Origin of the sequence: Shewanella alkalitolerans (assembly GCF_019457575.1) — a bacterium.
Classification (GTDB): domain Bacteria; phylum Pseudomonadota; class Gammaproteobacteria; order Enterobacterales; family Shewanellaceae; genus Shewanella; species Shewanella loihica.
On the sequence record NZ_CP080422.1, the window covers coordinates 1,891,631 to 1,907,398 of the forward strand.

A 15,768-nucleotide genomic window follows, 5' to 3' on the forward strand; every position below is an offset into this window, starting at 1 on the left:
TTTTTTATCGCCTGACTTTTTTTATCGTCTAACTTTTTTTAACGTCTAACTCTCGTTTAACTAAACCGTCGTTACTTGGCGAAGCGATTTGCCAGATAGTCGAACACGGCGCGGATCCCAAATGCTTCGCCGCCGATAGGGCGACCCGGTAGCTTACGGGTATTCCAGGCCATGACGTCGAAGTGAGTCCAGCTGATCTCCTCATCGACGAAGGCTTCCAGATAGAGGGCCGCCGTGATGGCGCCGCCGAAGGGCACTTTGCCACAGTTGGCTAAGTCGGCAATATCGCTGCCGGTCAGGTCAAAGTAAGGCTTGTGCAGTGGCATGCGCCACACGGGATCTTCAACCGTCAGGCCAGAGGCCGTGATGCCAGCGGCGACTTCGTCGTCGTTGCTGAAGAAGCCAGGCAGCTCAGTGCCCAGGGCGATGCGCATGGCGCCTGTCAGGGTGGCAAAATCGATCAGCAGCTCAGGCTTGTCGCTGTTGGCTTCGGCGAGGGCATCACACAGCACCAGACGGCCTTCGGCGTCCGTGTTGTCAATCTCAACCGTGAGGCCCTTGCGGGTGGTGATCACATCACCCGGGCGGAAGGCATTGGCCGAAACGGCGTTTTCCACCGCTGGCACCAATACGCGCAGGCGTACCGGCAGCTCGGCGGCCATGATCTGATGGGCTAAGCCGATAACATGAGCGGCGCCGCCCATATCTTTCTTCATCAGGCGCATGCCGGCGCCAGGTTTAAGATCCAGTCCGCCCGAGTCGAAACAGACCCCTTTACCCACTAGGGTGACCTTAGGCGCGTCTTCATCGCCCCAGGTGAGATCGATCAGGCGCGGCGCGTTGTGGCTGGCGCGGCCAACCATGTGGATAGTAGGGTAGTTGTGGGTCAGCAGGTCGTCACCGACGATCTGAGTGACCTTGGCGCCAAACTCGCTTGCCAGTGACTCCATGGTCTCGCCCAGGTGCTGAGGCATCATGTCGGCGGCAGGGGTGTTGACCAGATCGCGCACGATAGAGACAGAGCGCGCCATCTTGAGTGTCTGCTCAACCAGCTCGGCATCGCGGAGCACCAGCTGAGGGTAGACCTTGTCATTGGCCTTATAACGGTCAAACTTGTAGGCACCTAAGGCCCAGCTAAAGGCCGCCAGCTTACAGGTCTGGGCATCGGCTTCCAGCAGGTATTGGCCGGCCGGTAGTTCGTTAACCAGATCGCCACACACCCAGTGGGAGTCTTTGTCGTCGCTCACATAGAGCACCTGGCTGAGGCTGCCGTCAGTGCCTGGAATTAGGCTGAGGCCCTTGCCCTTGTATTGGGTGCTGCCTAGCCAGTTTTGAACCGGTTTATCCTGGCCGTTTAGCCAATCGTTATAGTCATTTGCCGCGAGTAGCGTCAGTGGGATCCCTTCGGAACCAGAGAGGAGTAGTTGAGTCATTGGGCATCATCTTGTTGAGGTCAAAATTCAACTTAGATTAGCATGTCAGCCCCTCGGGGTGAAAGCGGCGCATCATTCATTGCTGGCTTTTTCGACAGCGTCCAGGGCGCGCTTATTGGCCCGGGCTTCACGGCTCAGCTGGGCCTTGCGTTCTGAGAGATTATTGAAGGAGCTGGGCAGCACCTCGACGCCGACCAACTTACCCAGTTTCACCACCACAGGAATGGTGATGGGGGCAAAGGGCAGCACGGCAAACACCCCAAGGCCCAGGCCTTTGATCAGATCCGCCAGCTGCTGGTTGGCCAGCCGTAACTCTTCCTTGCTGGCCTGCTTGCGGGTGTAACGACCATAGGCGACCAGCATATCCTTGGTCTCCTGTTTCTCCTGGGCCAGGGCATCTTTGAGCACCAACATGTCACGTTTTAAACGTAGACCGAAGCGGCGTCGACTGATGCGCAGCACCCTGAAGGGGGCCTTATGTAATTTACGATAAATTTTCATGGCGCGATTGTCTCATAAGCCCAGCGCAAGACCTATCTTTTCCTGACACTCTTTTTGCCTTAGATGAGGCTCGGTGCCAGACGTTGCAACAGGGTCTGGCTGCGAAGGGCGGCGCCTTTATCTTGGCTCACCATGGCCGAAACGATGGCGCCCTCTTTCATCAGGCAGATAAGGTCTAACAGGGCTTCGTTTGGCTGGGAAAGGCGCCTGCCAATCAATTCTCGAACCGCCTGTTTATGGAACTTGGCGAAGCGCGATACCTGACAGCGGCAGTCGCCACATTCGATGGCGGAGTTGATAAACAGGCAGCCGTGAAACTGACTCAGCTCGGGTACCCGGTCGTTAAACCAGTCATCCAACGCACTAAACAGTGCATCGATCACGCCGAGATCGTCCTGAGCTGGCGTAAGGCGCTCCTCCAGCCAGTGGATGAAGATCTGGTGACGGGTTTCGAGCACCGCCACTATCAGGGCTTCCTTGCTGCTGAAGTGATGATACAGGGTCTTCTTGGCGACCCCGGAGACCTTAAGCACCTCGTTGATCCCCACAAGATTGATGCCCCGCTCGGTAAAGAGGGAGAGGGCGGTATCGATTAGCAACTGTCTCTTATCTGTCATCTTAGCCTCGCTTTTTTTATATCTTGACATCGGTAGACCAAGTTGTCTACTCTTGCAGGTAGACAGACTTGTCTACACAAGGCTTGCCAACATCAGGCTTGTTTATATAAGGGAGTTAAGAGATCAAGATGAATAAACTGGCATTTGCGTTAATCTCTGGCCTGGGGGCCGCCTTGGCCATCGGCCTGTTATCCTTTGCAGAAACCCTGCAGTCGGACATAGTGCTGCTCATGGTGCCTTTCGGCGCTACCGCGGTATTGGTGTTTGGGGTCCCGGACAGCCCCTTGGCCCAGCCGAAGAACGTGATCTTCGGTCATCTGCTGACCTGTGCGATCGGCCTCTATTTCGTTCACTATGTCGGGGTGAGCCCCTTGACCCTGGCGATCGCGACCGGGCTCGCGGTCAGCGGCATGCTGCTCACCAAGACGACCCATCCACCGGCGGGCGCCACGCCACTGCTGGTGATGTTAACCGGGCAGGATTGGAGTTTTCTGGTTTCCCCCGTGTTGTCCGGCGCCTTGATCATAGTACTTGTGGGTAAACTGATCGCCCTGATGCACAAACGCCTGGAGCGGCAGCAGCGCGCGGCGCTGGATTAGATCATCCTTTAAAAGTCTGTACTTATGGCTAGGGCAAGATACAACTTTTGTGCGTAATTTCAGTAGGCTAGATTGGTATAGGCTATACTTTTGATTTGGTCACGGGTGAGCGATTTGGCATAGAGGTCTATAGCTGGACTTTAACTGGACTTGGTTGAAGTCGCCCCTTACCCATGGGCTCGTCAGCGCAGGCCGCTCGGCAAAAGGATGAAGAGTGAATGCACCACCCATTTAAGCCGTTCAAAATCTATAGTCTGGCCATCTTATATGTCGTCTTTCTGGTGGGGGCCTTCTCTATCCTGATGGCCAGCATAGATCAGTCTCAGCGCGACTGGAAACGCCACACCTATGAGGCGCTGGAGAAGACCGCCTATTTCAACGACGCCATGGTAGCCCTGGGTTACGGCGGCTTTATCCACGACTTTAAGAATGCGGTGATCCGCCAGGATTTGAGCTATCTCAGGCGGGCGGAAACCGAAATTGAGCTGGGGTTGGACTCGCTGCAGAAGTACCTGCAAAGGGCGCCCGAGCATACTGCCGAGGTGCGTGCGATCCAGTCTGTGGTCAGCCAATATCGCCATAACCTGCCTAAACTCAGGCAGATGCTGGAGGAGAAGCAGTCGGTGGCGGATATCGACCGGGTGGTTCGCGTCGATGATACTCCGGCTATTGAGGCGATAGAGGCCATACTCTCAAGCCACGCCCAAAGCCCTAACAGCCTGTTCGAGCAGGCTGGCAGCGCCCATCAGCGTGTGAATCATATGCTGCTGGTGATCCTCTGCGCCCTGGTGTTGGTGAGCATCTTAGTGTTTAGCTTTATCCGTTATGTGAATAGACGCCTGGCGATCAAGCTTAAGGATCTCGAGGTGATCTTCCGCTGCGCCCCCAATGCCATCTTCTCGGTGAACGAACACGGCACCATCATCTCCGCCAATCGCGAGACCATGCGCCTGTTTGGTTTTTCTGAGCGGGCGCTCAACAAGATCAATGTCGACGACCTGGTGCCCAGCGCCACCAAGGAGAAGCACAAGAAGCTGCGCCTGGAGTTTCAAAAATCCGACCGTGTGCAGCCCATGTCCCAGCGTAACACCATCTTCTATGGCAAGAAGCTTAACGGTGACGTGTTTCCCGCCAGCATCTCTATCGCTACCTATGGGGTGGGGGATGAGAAGCACAGCATCGTGGTGATCAAAGATCTCAGCGATGAGATGCAGTACAAGTCCCAGGCCAATACCGATCCCCTGACAAAGGTCGCCAACCGCCGCGCCATTAACCGCCAGCTGGCGGCGGCCATCAGCCGCAGCAATCGTCAGCAGACCCCGCTTGCGGTGTGTATCTTCGATATCGATCACTTCAAGGCGGTCAACGATAAACATGGCCATCTGGTGGGCGACGATGTGTTGCAGCGGGTGGCCAAGATCTTCAGCGACGCCATACGTAAGACTGACTTTGTCGGCCGCTGGGGGGGCGAGGAGTTTGTGATCATCCTGGAAGACACCGACAAAGAGGGCGCCAAGCATTTTGCCGACAAGCTCAGGCAAGAGGTGAAGCGCCGCAGCCAGGGGATAGATTTCCCCGTGGCCATAACCTTAAGCGCCGGTGTCTCTGTCTATTGTCAGGACGACAAGCAAGATTGCCTGTTCAACCACGCCGATCAGGCCCTCTACCGCGCCAAGGAGAGCGGCCGCGACTGCGTGGTAGTGATATAACGCAGCTAATTTAACTCTCTGTCATAAAAAATGATGTAAAAGCTTATCCCGCCCGCATCGCCAACAGGGCAGGAACATCCAACGGCTGCTGATAGCGGTTAAAGCGGGTTTCCTTGCTCTCTATGGTGTAGATAGACATTCGATCGGCCAGCTCGTTGCCCTCAATCCCTACATGCGCCGCCACATGGCTTAGCTTCAGCTTATCCTTCAGGCTATCGTACAGCTCATGAGCCTCTTGGATCACGCTTAAGTTCGCTATCTCACCCGTCTTACGGCGCCAGCCATTAGCCTTCCAGCCATAGGCCCACAGGGAGATACACTTGATGGCATATTGGGAGTCGCTGTGAATATGCACGCTAAGCCCCTGCTCAAGGTATTGCCTGGCCATCAAGAGCGCCTGATGCAGGGCGTTTAACTCGGCGGTGTTGTTGGTGCCATTGGGGTTGTAGAGTCCATACCAGAGCTCGGCTAACTCGCCTTTTTTATAGAGCGCCAGGCCAGAACCCGCCTCACCTGGATTGGGCTCGCAGCCGCCATCGGTATAGATATCGATATCGCTGTCTGGCTGCTCGCTAACGGCGGACTTGCTTGGTTTGGATGACGCTGGTTTAGCCTTGCTGCTAGTCCCCTTGCTGCCTGCGGCGGATTGGCCTTTACCAGCGCCAAAGGCGGCCTCGGCTTCTGTCTGGGTCTTAAACGACTTATAACGCGCGCCGGCAAAGCCATCGACCAGTGCCTTGGTCTGGGGCCAACTGGTAAAGATGCCGGTCTCGCGTCCTGCCCACACAACATAATATTTGCTTGCCATCTGTCTCTCCCTCTTGTTTTTTGCGCTTGGGTCAGTCGTCTTGCTTGCAGCTTTGCAGCAGCTTGACGAAGAAGGCCTCGCCCTTACGCTCGGCAAAGGCGATGTTGCGCTCGGGGATCGACTCGGGATCCTCATAGTCGGCTAGGGCGCGCTCCATGCTTGCCTCACGAATGATGTGCAAGGTGGGATAAGGGGCGCGGTTGGTGTAGTTGGCGGCGCTGTCTTGTGGCTCGCCATCGAAGCAGTAGTCGGGGTGGAAACTGGCCAGTTGAAACACCCCCTCGAAGCCCTGATCGATCAGCAATGCGTTGGCGATATCCACCAGATCCAGATAGTGATAAAAGCCTTCGAAGCCTCGCGGCAGGATAAACAGGGTTGTCTCGGTTTGCGGATGCTCCTCGAGGTAGTGGCACTCGTCGATCAGCGCGTTTAGTACGGCTTCTAGCTGATGTTGTTCCACCACCTTGTAGCGTATGCTGTTGCGCTCCACTTCCCGGCGGGCGAAGGGGCAGATGTTGTACTTCATGATCACCTTCTCGACCCAATTCTGGGTGGCTAAGGCGACGCCTTTTTCTTCGGCGTTGTGATTGCGCTCAGTCGCTGCCACGGCTGCTCCCTATGATGCGGTTTTGTGTGGGTTATTGAGGAGAGATCATAGGGATGATAGAGGCCACAAGCAAGAGCGCCATGGCGATGTTAAAGGCTTTTTGCTGACCCTGATGCTTAAGTAGCCGCTTGAGCGCCACGCCGAAGCCGAGCCACACCAGGGCGCAGGGCAGGGCGACGCTGAAGAAGACGCTGGCGATGGTGAGCACCTGAGGCGTCAGCGGCTTGTCCATCACGGTAAAGGTGGCGATGGCACCGACGGCCATGATCCAGCCCTTAGGGTTGACCCACTGAAAGGCCGCGGCTTGCAGGAAGGAGAGGGGCTTTGCCGTCTGTTTGCCCTCCATGCGGCTGCTGCTGTTGGCAATCAACCAGGCCAGGTAGAGCAGGTAAGCGATGCCGACATACTTGATGATAAGGTGCAGCAAAGGATAGGCCTGAAACACGGCGCTCAGCCCAAGTCCAATCGCCAGTACCATGCAGGGAAAGCCGATGCAGATCCCCGCCAGATGGGGCAGGCTCAGGCGGATGCCAAAGTTTACCCCAGAGGTCATCAACATGATGTTGTTGGGCCCGGGGGTGATCCCCGAGGAAAAGGCAAATAGGGCGATGGCGAAAACCAGTTCCATGAACGGCGTGTCTCTAAGGTGTTTAGTCGAAGCGCTATGATCTCAAGGCTTGTCTCTGCTGACCAGCAAATTTTTTCATTTCCGAAATTTCGCTATAACTTACTGTAAAAATTAATTTTGTCAGATTATCTCTGTGGTAATTTGCATATTCCTAATGTAAATCTCCTACCGAGCACTTGCAATAATATATTGTATAAAATATAACAGAGTTGCCATAAATTGTTAACTCTGGGTTAACAAGGATGTGCTAATCGCTCGATATAACGCCTCAGAGAAGGCGAACCGGGCTAATTCAACCTGAGTAATGAGCGGCCTTTAATGGTCGTTCGGTCTGGAGACCAATATGACAAATAAAACACTAGGCGGCGCTCGCCGCTTCACCCCAACCGCGCTGGCCCTGGCCTGCTCGCTACTGGCCACTCCGCTGGTGCTGCACGCTCAAGATGTTCAGGCACAAGGCATGCCGGCAAAGGATGTAAAGGGCCCGCTTTCAACAAAAGCCGCGCCGTCGACAAAAGCCGCGCCGCCAACCCAGCTGGCACCTGCCCAGAAGATGAAGCAGTCTGCCGACAAGGCCGCTGCGAGTTCTCGATTCGACAATTCTGCGCGCAAGCCCATAGGGGCACGTGATGCGGAGCAGGGCGAAGGTGTGAGGCCTGAGAAGCGTGATAGCAAATTGGAGAAGGGGAGCAAGGGGCAATCGGCGCTGCCGGGCATGAAGGGCAATCAAGGCGCGACCGGGCCAGCGGCCGAGGCGGATGCCTGTAACGGTTACAGCCAGTTCGATAGCCTGAGTGGCCAGGCGCTGTACGATTTTGTTCGCCAGGCGGAGTTTTCCTGTATCTCCGAGCTCTATTCTCGCAACGATGCCACCGCGGTCAAGGTGTATCAGGCAGACAACGTGGTGGCCGTGGCGAATCTGGCCAAGGCAACTGCCGCAAGTTACGACAGCAGTACCGGCGGCGAGCTGTTTAACCTGTTCTACTTCCTGCGCGGCGCCTTCTACATAGAGTATTACAACGATGATCTCAGCTATGGTGACAGCCGCGCTAGCGATGCCATGCGTGAGCTGCTGCTGGAATATGCCAAGAACCCGGCCTTTAACAGCCTGAGCGACATGCAGGGCAACACCCTGCAGGAGTATTTCATCGCCTGGGACAGCTCCTACAACTACTATGATTCGGTGGCCGTGATCACCGATTATCTGAATCAGTTTAGCGAGCAGCATCTGGCGTCCTGGTACCACAGAAGCGCGCTGACCAAGGCGCTCACCACCCTGTATCGCGGCAACTGGGATGAAACATATACCAAGGCGTCGATGGAGTATGATGCCCTGCGCGCCGCCTTGCTTAAGGTGGCGACCTCGGACTACATCATCAACTCAGAGTATGCCTTCGAGTCCTCGGATGCCTTTCACGAGTTTGGCCGTTTCTACGAGTATCAGGCCTACTGGAAACTGCCAGATAGCCTGAAAACGGCCCTCAACAGCGGCGTGCAGCAATATATGGCCAAGTTTAACCGTCTGTCTAAGCAGTGGGTGGATGCGGCCGGTTATCTGGATTACTACAACCCTGGCCAGTGCGACAGCTTTGGCATCTGCGGCTGGGAGGATGAAGTGGAAGCCAGCGTGCTTGCTATCCACTACAGCTGCTCGGACACCATCAAGATCCGCGCTCAGCAGCTGACGGATCAGGAGCTGCAGGCCTCTTGCGATCTCATGGGTGAGGAAGAGGGGATGTTCCATCAGATCCTGGCAACCGGTGGCGAGCCCGTGGCGGACGACTACAACGAAGATCTGCAGGTCAATATCTTCGACAGCTATGACGACTATGATGTCTACGCGGGTATCATCTTCGGCATCAACACAGATAACGGCGGCATGTACCTGGAAGGCACGCCGTCGGATCCCGACAATCAGGCACGTTTTATCGCCCACGAGGCCACTTGGACCGATGACATCCTGGTGTGGAACCTGAGACACGAATATGTGCACTACTTAGATGGTCGCTTCAATCTTTACGGCGCCTTTAACTACTTCGATGTCGACACGGGTAAGTCAGTGTGGTGGGCCGAGGGCCTCGCCGAATATATCTCCCATCAGAATCGCTACGATGAGGCGATCGATATCGGCCGCAGCCAGGAATTTAGCCTGAGCGAGATCTTGTCCAACACCTATGACAGCGGTACCGACAGGGTCTATCGTTGGGGCTATCTGGCGGTGCGCTTCCTGTTCGAGCAGCACAGAAGCGATGTGGACGCTTTGTTAGTTCACGCCCGCGCCGGAGATACCTCGGCCTGGCTCAGCTATATCGACAACACTATCGGCACGAACTATGACGCAGAGTGGAACAGCTGGCTGCTGACGGTGAGTAGTAACGATACGCCGCTCGATGGTGGCATAGTCACTCCGGTCGACAGCGATGGCGACGGGGTGATCGACAGCGAAGATGCCTTCCCCAACGATCCGACCGAGTGGGCGGACGAGAATGGTAACGGTATCGGCGATAACGCCGATGCGGCCAATGGTGGTGGGCAGACGGGGAACTGCGGCGCCGCAACCATCAGCGACGGCAATATTACCCAGGAGCAGGCCGAGTGTGTGGCAGGCACAGGGGTGAACTACTACTACACCTATGTCGAGCAGGATAATACTCAGCTCTATATCACCACCACGGGCGGTGAGGGCGATCTGGATATCTACTTTAACCAGCAGACTTGGGCGAGCGCGAGCGACTATGAGGTGAAGTCACAAAACAGCGGTAACGAGGAGCTGATCAGCGTGGTCGCCAACCGCGGTTGGGTCTATCTCTCGACGGTAGCCGTGACGCCTTTTGAGGGCGTCAGCCTCAAGATCAGCCAGAGTGCCGGCACCACGCCGGATAACGGTTCGCCTCAGGTGGCGGATGCCTGCCTGAGCGAAAGCCCTTACAGTTATGGCGGGGTGGAGTTTGGTCAGGCTGTGTGTGTGGCCGACGGCCATTCCAGCTACTACTTCTATGTGCCGGCCAATACGGCGACTATCGAGATCAACACCGCCCATGGTAGTGGCGATCTGAATCTCTACGCCAACGCAGCAACCTGGGCGAGCCCGACGGCTTATCAGTTCAAGTCGGAAAACGTCGGTAATGGTGAGCAGATCCGCGTCGTTTCACCCGCCGAAGGCTGGTTCTATGTCAGCGCCGATGGTGCGCCCTCAAGCAGTGGCGCCAGTTTAGTGGTTACCCTGGAGAGCAACTAGGCACTGAGTTTTTAACTAAGTTGCACTAAGTTGTTCTCAGTTTCTCTAAGCTAAAAACGTCGGCATATTGCCGGCGTTTTTTTATCTGCCTCGCTCAGGCTCTTATTCGCTCATCTTCTTTTATCTTCTTTCATCTTCTCTTATGGCTGCTGGCTTTGGCCATTGGTTTTGGCCATTGGTTTTGGCTGTTGTGGTATCACTTAGCAAGATGATTGTTAACGTTTTGTCAGCCTAGGTTCATGATCTTTCGCTTATACTTGGTCCAATCCGACTATCTCTGTGAAGGATGATTCCTATTAAGGACGAGGAGCCGAAATGAAATCTAGCTTGTTAAAACTGAGCCTGAACTTGGGCCTGGGTCTGTTGCTGATAACCGGCGTGACCGCCTGTAGCGTGACTCAGGAGGAGCCTCTACAACTGTCGATGGCGCCCGAGGATCGTCTGACCCTGGTGGCCAGCGGGGATTTGAGCTTCATCCAGGGGCAAGCTAGCCAAGATGCACAGGCATTTGCCCTGCACCCAGATTTCGAGCTACTCAATGTGGGGGAAGAGGTAAAGCCGGAACAGCTAAAATCCCGCATGCGTGGCGCCATCACAGGCGTGATGCAGGCCAAGGGCTATCGACAGGTGCTGGCATCGGATTCGCCAGATCTCTTGATCGGCTATGGCGTGGCCCTCGGCGATACCATGAGCGATGGTGAGATCCTGCAGAAAGTCGGACTAGTGCCGGGCGTATCGGCCCAAGGGGTGGATATGCGCCGCTTCGAGAAAGGCTCAGTGCTACTTTTGGTGTTCGACCCTAGATTGATGGAGCCTAGCTGGCGGGTGTTAGCCCAGGGATTTACCCCGTTAAATCAAGACAGCACCCTGGCGGCGCAGCAGGCCGACGAGAGGCTTACTCGGGTGATCAATAAGATGCTCAGCGAGGTGCCGCAGACCCCTTAATCAGTCTTAGCCAGAAGCTTGTTAGCCAGAAGCTCGTAAGGCTGTGTTCGCGCACCCTTAAAGTCATCTGATTGGCCGAAGCCGATAGGATTTACTAGGGTTTGCTAGGGTTAATGGGGCTTAGTAGGAAGGATTAAGCTTTACTAGAAGTAAGTTGAATTATTACCGGCCTGCGTGTTCACTAAATTGAGTGCAGTCAATGTGAACACACAAAGTAGCGGTGAAGTTGGTCCCAGGCCTATAGCAAGTCATTTATCAGATAAGGAGTATCGCCATGTCGTCATCTTTTAAACATCATCTCTCACGGGTTTTCGGCAGTAAGTCTTTGCCCCTGGTTGGCTCGTTCTTGATGGGCCTAGTGCTGCTAACGCCGCTGACGGCCAACCGGGCGCTGGCGTCCGAGTGGCGTGAGCTAGCCCAGAAGACGGTCGACTATAAGGCCGAGGTGGATAAGGTTAAGCTGGGGCGCAAGGAGCAGAATCTTACCAGCATCAAACTCAGGTGCGATCAGGGCACAGTTAACCTAAAACAGATCGAGCTCTTTATGAGCGATGGCGAGTCGAAGAAGGTGGACAATCTCGGTGTCTTGACCAATGGGCTGTCGAGCCGCGCCATCACAGTGCCTAAGAGCGAGGGGCATCTCGAGCGTATCGAGCTGGCTTATGACAGTGTTGGCAGTCAGGCGCTGGGGTTAGCCGGGGTTGCCAAGAAGGGCAAGATCACTGTGCTAGGCAAGGAAAAAGCGAGCGATAAAGAGCAGGCAAGCGACAAAGACTAGTGTTGTGAGAAGGCTAAGCTACTAACACGTAAGAAAATACAGGCATTAGCGTACGCTCTCATATGTTCACTAACGCATTCTTGCTAACACTCGCTTGCTAACACACTCTTGCTAACACATTCTTACTAACTCTCTACCGCAGGAGTCGGAAAAAGCGCCGCCGGGTAACTGGGCGGCGCTCTTGTATCGGTTAGAAACGTGTCTTCACGCCAAGGTTGATGGTGGTGCCAAGGCCCTTGGTGTTGTAGCCCGCATAGGTAAAGGCCTGTGAACGCGCCGAGTAGTAATCTTCATTTAACAGGTTCTCGACCCCTAGGCTAAACTGCCAGTTATCCAGCTGATAGCTGCTGCTGAGATTCACCAGGTTGTAGTGACTCACCGGCCCCTGGGCGCCTACATACTGGCCGTCGACCGTCTCGAAGCGCTTGCGATCGCCCACATACAAGTAGTTGATGGCGATGTTAGCATCGTCGATCGGCTGCCAATTGATAGAGGCGGTAAACTTAGGCGCCGAGATCACCTGGCCATCTAAATAGATATCCTTCTCAGTGTCTTTACCCTCGACCCAGCTGTAGCTCATGTCTGTGGCTAGATTGTCCAGCCATTGGTAGGCCAGCTGCGCCTCATAGCCCCAGATCTTCTGCGGTGCGCGCACCGGCATGTAGACCCCGGTTGCGGCGTCATAGGCGTTGCTGGTGCCCAGCTCTGAGGTGCTGCGATACGCCGCCAGCTCATAGCTTAGCTTGTCGTAATGGCCCGAGAAACCCACCTCATAGTTGTCGACGATCGACGCCTCTGTCTGGATCAGCGAGATATCATTCACCGTGGCGGTACGCAGCAGGCGGCCAAGATCTGAGATGTCTGCCCCCTGTGAGAAGCTGGCAAACGGGCTGAAGGCGTCGTCTAGCTGATAGCGCAGGCCCAGGTTATAGGTGGTGGAGGTGAAGTTAAGCTCGCCGCCCTTAACGTCGAATGGCACTGAGCAGGTGTCGGCGCTGCGGCACACCTTGAGGGTCTTGTAATCGTCTATGGCGATATCGACTCTGTCGTGGCGCACGCCAGCTTTGACAATCCAGTCATCATGAATGGTCAACTTGGTTTGTAGATAACCCGCCAGGTTGCTCATGTCCATCTCGGGTACCCAGATGCGGCCATCGTTTAGCGGCTGTGAGCTGACATCGTTCAGGGCATCGATTCCATAGATGAAGCTGGCCGACACATTATCCCAGTCGGCGTAGCTGTTGAGGTTGACTCGCAGGCCACGCTTCTCTGAGCGAATTAGCGATTGCCCGCCATCATAGCCTTCGCTGGGGTTGGCCAGCGCGGCTGAGTAGAAGAACATGTTTTCGATCTTCTGGTAGTAGGCGTCCAAGGTGAGCTGGGTCTGGTTGAAGATCTCCTGATCTGTGTATTTCAGCATCAGGTTGTGGTTGCCTCGCGGCCCCTGAGGTACGCCCGGCTTAGGTTCACTGCTCTTGATGGCGTAGGTTTTCTCGCCGCTGTTGACGCTGCCGGTAACATCCATGAGATCGGCGTTTTGCTGCGCCTCATAGTAGTTGTAGGTCAGCTGCACCTGCTTCTCGCTGTCAAACTCATAGGCCAGCTTAGTGAACAGGTTTTGCGACTTGGTTTCCGACAGGCCGTAGATCAAGCCTATGATATCGCCCTCGGCGTCATATTCGAGCCCTGTCTCCTCCTCGGCGGCGCTGACCACATAGCTGAACTTATCCAGGGTGCCATCCACGCTAGCGTGATAGCGGTAACCTGCGCTGTCTTCAAACTTGACCGCACTGAATTTACTGGAGGCGCCCAGCTCAATGCTGGCCTTGGCATCGCTGCTTGGGGTCTTGGTGATGTAGTTGATGATCCCGCCCGAGGCGCCGTTGCCATAGATGGAGGTTGCACCCTTGATCACCTCGATGCGCTCAATTGCGCTGGGATCGATAGAGCGAATGCCCAGGCTGCCGTTTCTCAGCGGGGTAGACTGAGGTACGCCGTCGATCATCACCAGTGCCTTACGGCCACGCAGTGTCTGACCGGCATTACTCGAGGTGCCTGTGCTGGGGGCCATGCCCGGCACGCGAAACGCCAGCATGTTCTGCAATTCAGAGGTGATCAACATATCTTGCGCCAGGGTCTTGTTGTCGATCAGGGTCACCGAAGAGGGCACCTCCTCTATGCTCTCGGCGCTGCGGCTACCCGTGACAATAATGCGTTCTATGCTGGCATCGGCGGCAACGGCCGTTTGACTCATCAGCCCAAGGCAGAAGAGGCTGGTGTAGAGGGCCAAAGGTGATCTCTTTAAAGGAAGGTGAGCGGGCATCAAATTATCCTAAGGTTAAGTACGAAAAAAGGTTGAACATTAATTTGATGCGAATGATATAGATTATCATTTAAGTTTGCTCGGGATTTACATATGTTACATTTTTGTGTCGGCTAGCTTCGCGTTTGGAATCGCGTTTGGAATCGCGTTTGGAATCGCGTTTGGCGTCGCGATTTGATTTGGTGGAAGTGTTCGCTGTGGGAAGGGGGACGGCAGTGCTGTAAGTGACATTTCTTCAAGCGGCGTAGCGGCGCTTTAACACCCTGAACTTGGATAAAGAACTGCACCAGAGCTTATCGAAAAATTTACATTAGATTGGCGATGAAAATGCCTGCATAACTTAGATATGCAGGCACGGGTATGTAGGCGCGGGCATCTTAGTCACGAAATCTCAGGTCACTCGGCCTCGAAGCTGACCTCGTAGGCGGTAAATTTACGCAGGTTGATCACTCCGGTGTCGAAGATCAGGTATTGCCCCTTGATCCCCAATAGGGTGCCGCTAACTACCGGATCCTTGTCGAAGTTGTGAGAGGCTATCTTGGTGGGGAACTCGCTCACCGGATAGTCGATGGCCACTATCTCTTCATTCAACCGCTCGATGGCGTATTCACCATGGGCCATCGCCAGGCTGTGAATGTGCTGCTCAATCTGTGGCAGCAGCTCTTCGGCGTGTTGTTTGAGCGGTAAAGGCTCGGCATTGCCTTTTAGCATGGCGCGCCAGTTGGTCTTATCGGCGATCATCTTGGCCAGCTCCACCTCGATAAGGCCAGACAGCTGACGGCTGGAGACCTTAAGGATTGGCAGGCCTTGGGTCGCTCCCTGATCTATCCAGCGGGTCGGCAGTTGTGTATGGCGGGTGATGCCCACCTTGAGCCCCGAGGTGTTGGAGAGGTAGACATAGTGGGGTACGAAACAGTTGGCCTCGCCCCACTCGGGCTCGCGGCAGGTGCCCTCGGCAAAATGGCAGGTCTCGGGTTTCATGATGCACATATCGCAGCTCGCCAACTTCTTCATGCAGACGAAGCAGTGGCCCTGGGAGTAGCTCTTCTTGGTCTTCTTGCCGCAATTACAGCAGAAAATATTACCGGTATGGACCAGTTTGATACTGCTACCGATAAAGGGGTTCAGTTCGACTTCATTGTCGCCCACAAGCAGCTGATAACTGGCCAGGCCCTGCTCATCGAGCCTGGTGCGCATTTTCTTCAAAGTTCCTTGCATGACACTCTCAATTGCGTTGGAGTCATACGCAGCTGCGCTGACTCTTCGTGAATTTGTGACGAGTGTATCAGTTAACGGGGGGAAGGTGAAAATGGTAGACGCAGCATCTAGGTGCTGCCATGGGGATGAGAGGGGTATTTTTTTTGCTTGATTAGCATTTGGCGACGTGGTCATTTATTAAATGAGTTGAAGGTCGTACCGTCATGGCAACCTATCACCTGCGGTGGGCTTATGTGCAGATACGCCTGTGACACGCTGTGCGCCATCTGACCTCCAAGGATGGAGGGAATGCCAAAATATGCAGGGAACATATTTGGCCCTGGCCGCTCTACGACAGCATCTGACGTGAATGGACTCACAAATG

General features: G+C 55.0%; 13 protein-coding genes. 5 read left to right on the top strand and 8 right to left on the bottom strand.

Features of this window, described 5'->3' with window-relative positions; all coding sequences use genetic code 11:
* Positions 1-71 precede the first annotated feature (71 nt).
* The 3 genes from K0J45_RS08515 to K0J45_RS08525 all read right to left on the bottom strand — a co-directional run bounded on the left by K0J45_RS08515 (position 72) and on the right by K0J45_RS08525 (position 2,551).
* On the bottom strand, positions 72-1,433 hold the full coding sequence (locus tag K0J45_RS08515) for a leucyl aminopeptidase family protein (protein WP_220044968.1): 1,362 nt from the start codon (positions 1,431-1,433) through the stop codon (positions 72-74).
* Between the two features lie 72 nt (positions 1,434-1,505).
* Positions 1,506-1,934 (bottom strand): LETM1 domain-containing protein, encoded by a 429-nt coding sequence (locus K0J45_RS08520; RefSeq protein WP_011865477.1) that lies wholly within the window; start codon positions 1,932-1,934, stop codon positions 1,506-1,508.
* A gap of 59 nt (positions 1,935-1,993) precedes the next feature.
* Positions 1,994-2,551 (bottom strand): TetR/AcrR family transcriptional regulator, encoded by a 558-nt coding sequence (locus tag K0J45_RS08525; protein ID WP_220044969.1) that lies wholly within the window; start codon positions 2,549-2,551, stop codon positions 1,994-1,996.
* Between the two features lie 128 nt (positions 2,552-2,679).
* On the opposite strand from K0J45_RS08525, the gene K0J45_RS08530 reads away from it, so the two are divergent.
* On the top strand, positions 2,680-3,150 hold the full coding sequence (locus tag K0J45_RS08530) for an HPP family protein (protein WP_011865479.1): 471 nt from the start codon (positions 2,680-2,682) through the stop codon (positions 3,148-3,150).
* A gap of 218 nt (positions 3,151-3,368) precedes the next feature.
* Complete coding sequence (locus K0J45_RS08535) at positions 3,369-4,859, top strand: sensor domain-containing diguanylate cyclase (RefSeq protein WP_220044970.1); 1,491 nt, start codon at positions 3,369-3,371, stop codon at positions 4,857-4,859.
* A 43-nt stretch (positions 4,860-4,902) separates the two neighbouring features.
* Here the strand turns inward: K0J45_RS08535 and K0J45_RS08540 are convergent, their stop codons facing one another.
* From K0J45_RS08540 to K0J45_RS08550, 3 genes are read right to left on the bottom strand one after another with little or no spacing between them, the layout of a single operon-like run.
* On the bottom strand, positions 4,903-5,667 hold the full coding sequence (locus tag K0J45_RS08540; RefSeq protein WP_220044971.1) for a ribonuclease H1 domain-containing protein: 765 nt from the start codon (positions 5,665-5,667) through the stop codon (positions 4,903-4,905).
* A gap of 31 nt (positions 5,668-5,698) precedes the next feature.
* A complete protein-coding gene (locus tag K0J45_RS08545) occupies positions 5,699-6,274 on the bottom strand; it encodes a DUF1415 domain-containing protein (protein WP_220044972.1) in 576 nt (191 codons plus the stop codon).
* 31 nt (positions 6,275-6,305) lie between these two features.
* Positions 6,306-6,902, bottom strand: coding sequence for a LysE family translocator (locus tag K0J45_RS08550; RefSeq protein ID WP_220044973.1), 597 nt, complete (start codon positions 6,900-6,902; stop codon positions 6,306-6,308).
* A gap of 343 nt (positions 6,903-7,245) precedes the next feature.
* On the opposite strand from K0J45_RS08550, the gene K0J45_RS08555 reads away from it, so the two are divergent.
* The 3 genes from K0J45_RS08555 (at position 7,246) to K0J45_RS08565 (ending at position 11,863) form a co-directional block, all read left to right on the top strand.
* Entirely contained in the window at positions 7,246-10,140 is a 2,895-nt protein-coding gene (locus K0J45_RS08555) for a M9 family metallopeptidase (RefSeq protein WP_258406797.1), read from the top strand.
* Between the two features lie 315 nt (positions 10,141-10,455).
* Positions 10,456-11,085, top strand: a complete 630-nt coding sequence (locus tag K0J45_RS08560) for a DUF4136 domain-containing protein (protein ID WP_220044974.1) — start codon at positions 10,456-10,458, stop codon at positions 11,083-11,085.
* A 274-nt stretch (positions 11,086-11,359) separates the two neighbouring features.
* On the top strand, positions 11,360-11,863 hold the full coding sequence (locus K0J45_RS08565) for a DUF2541 family protein (protein ID WP_220044975.1): 504 nt from the start codon (positions 11,360-11,362) through the stop codon (positions 11,861-11,863).
* A 190-nt stretch (positions 11,864-12,053) separates the two neighbouring features.
* Here K0J45_RS08565 and K0J45_RS08570 read toward each other — a convergent pair whose 3' ends face one another.
* Together K0J45_RS08570 and K0J45_RS08575 are read right to left on the bottom strand one after the other, a co-directional pair.
* The gene (locus tag K0J45_RS08570; protein ID WP_220044976.1) at positions 12,054-14,186 is read right to left on the bottom strand and encodes a TonB-dependent receptor; all 2,133 of its coding nucleotides are present in this window, start codon (positions 14,184-14,186) and stop codon (positions 12,054-12,056) included.
* A gap of 396 nt (positions 14,187-14,582) precedes the next feature.
* A complete protein-coding gene (locus K0J45_RS08575) occupies positions 14,583-15,404 on the bottom strand; it encodes a DUF2797 domain-containing protein (RefSeq protein ID WP_220044977.1) in 822 nt (273 codons plus the stop codon).
* Positions 15,405-15,768: the final 364 nt, after the last annotated feature.

Bases quoted from the DNA above. Each gene is read 5' to 3' on its own strand.
- K0J45_RS08515 (WP_220044968.1), bottom strand. From the start codon at position 1,433: ATGACTCAACTACTCCTCTCTGGTTCCGAAGGGATCCCACTGACGCTA.
- K0J45_RS08520 (WP_011865477.1), bottom strand. From the start codon at position 1,934: ATGAAAATTTATCGTAAATTACATAAGGCCCCCTTCAGGGTGCTGCGC.
- K0J45_RS08525 (WP_220044969.1), bottom strand. From the start codon at position 2,551: ATGACAGATAAGAGACAGTTGCTAATCGATACCGCCCTCTCCCTCTTT.
- K0J45_RS08530 (WP_011865479.1), top strand. From the start codon at position 2,680: ATGAATAAACTGGCATTTGCGTTAATCTCTGGCCTGGGGGCCGCCTTG.
- K0J45_RS08535 (WP_220044970.1), top strand. From the start codon at position 3,369: ATGCACCACCCATTTAAGCCGTTCAAAATCTATAGTCTGGCCATCTTA.
- K0J45_RS08540 (WP_220044971.1), bottom strand. From the start codon at position 5,667: ATGGCAAGCAAATATTATGTTGTGTGGGCAGGACGCGAGACCGGCATC.
- K0J45_RS08550 (WP_220044973.1), bottom strand. From the start codon at position 6,902: ATGGAACTGGTTTTCGCCATCGCCCTATTTGCCTTTTCCTCGGGGATC.
- K0J45_RS08555 (WP_258406797.1), top strand. From the start codon at position 7,246: ATGACAAATAAAACACTAGGCGGCGCTCGCCGCTTCACCCCAACCGCG.
- K0J45_RS08560 (WP_220044974.1), top strand. From the start codon at position 10,456: ATGAAATCTAGCTTGTTAAAACTGAGCCTGAACTTGGGCCTGGGTCTG.
- K0J45_RS08565 (WP_220044975.1), top strand. From the start codon at position 11,360: ATGTCGTCATCTTTTAAACATCATCTCTCACGGGTTTTCGGCAGTAAG.
- K0J45_RS08570 (WP_220044976.1), bottom strand. From the start codon at position 14,186: ATGCCCGCTCACCTTCCTTTAAAGAGATCACCTTTGGCCCTCTACACC.
- K0J45_RS08575 (WP_220044977.1), bottom strand. From the start codon at position 15,404: ATGCAAGGAACTTTGAAGAAAATGCGCACCAGGCTCGATGAGCAGGGC.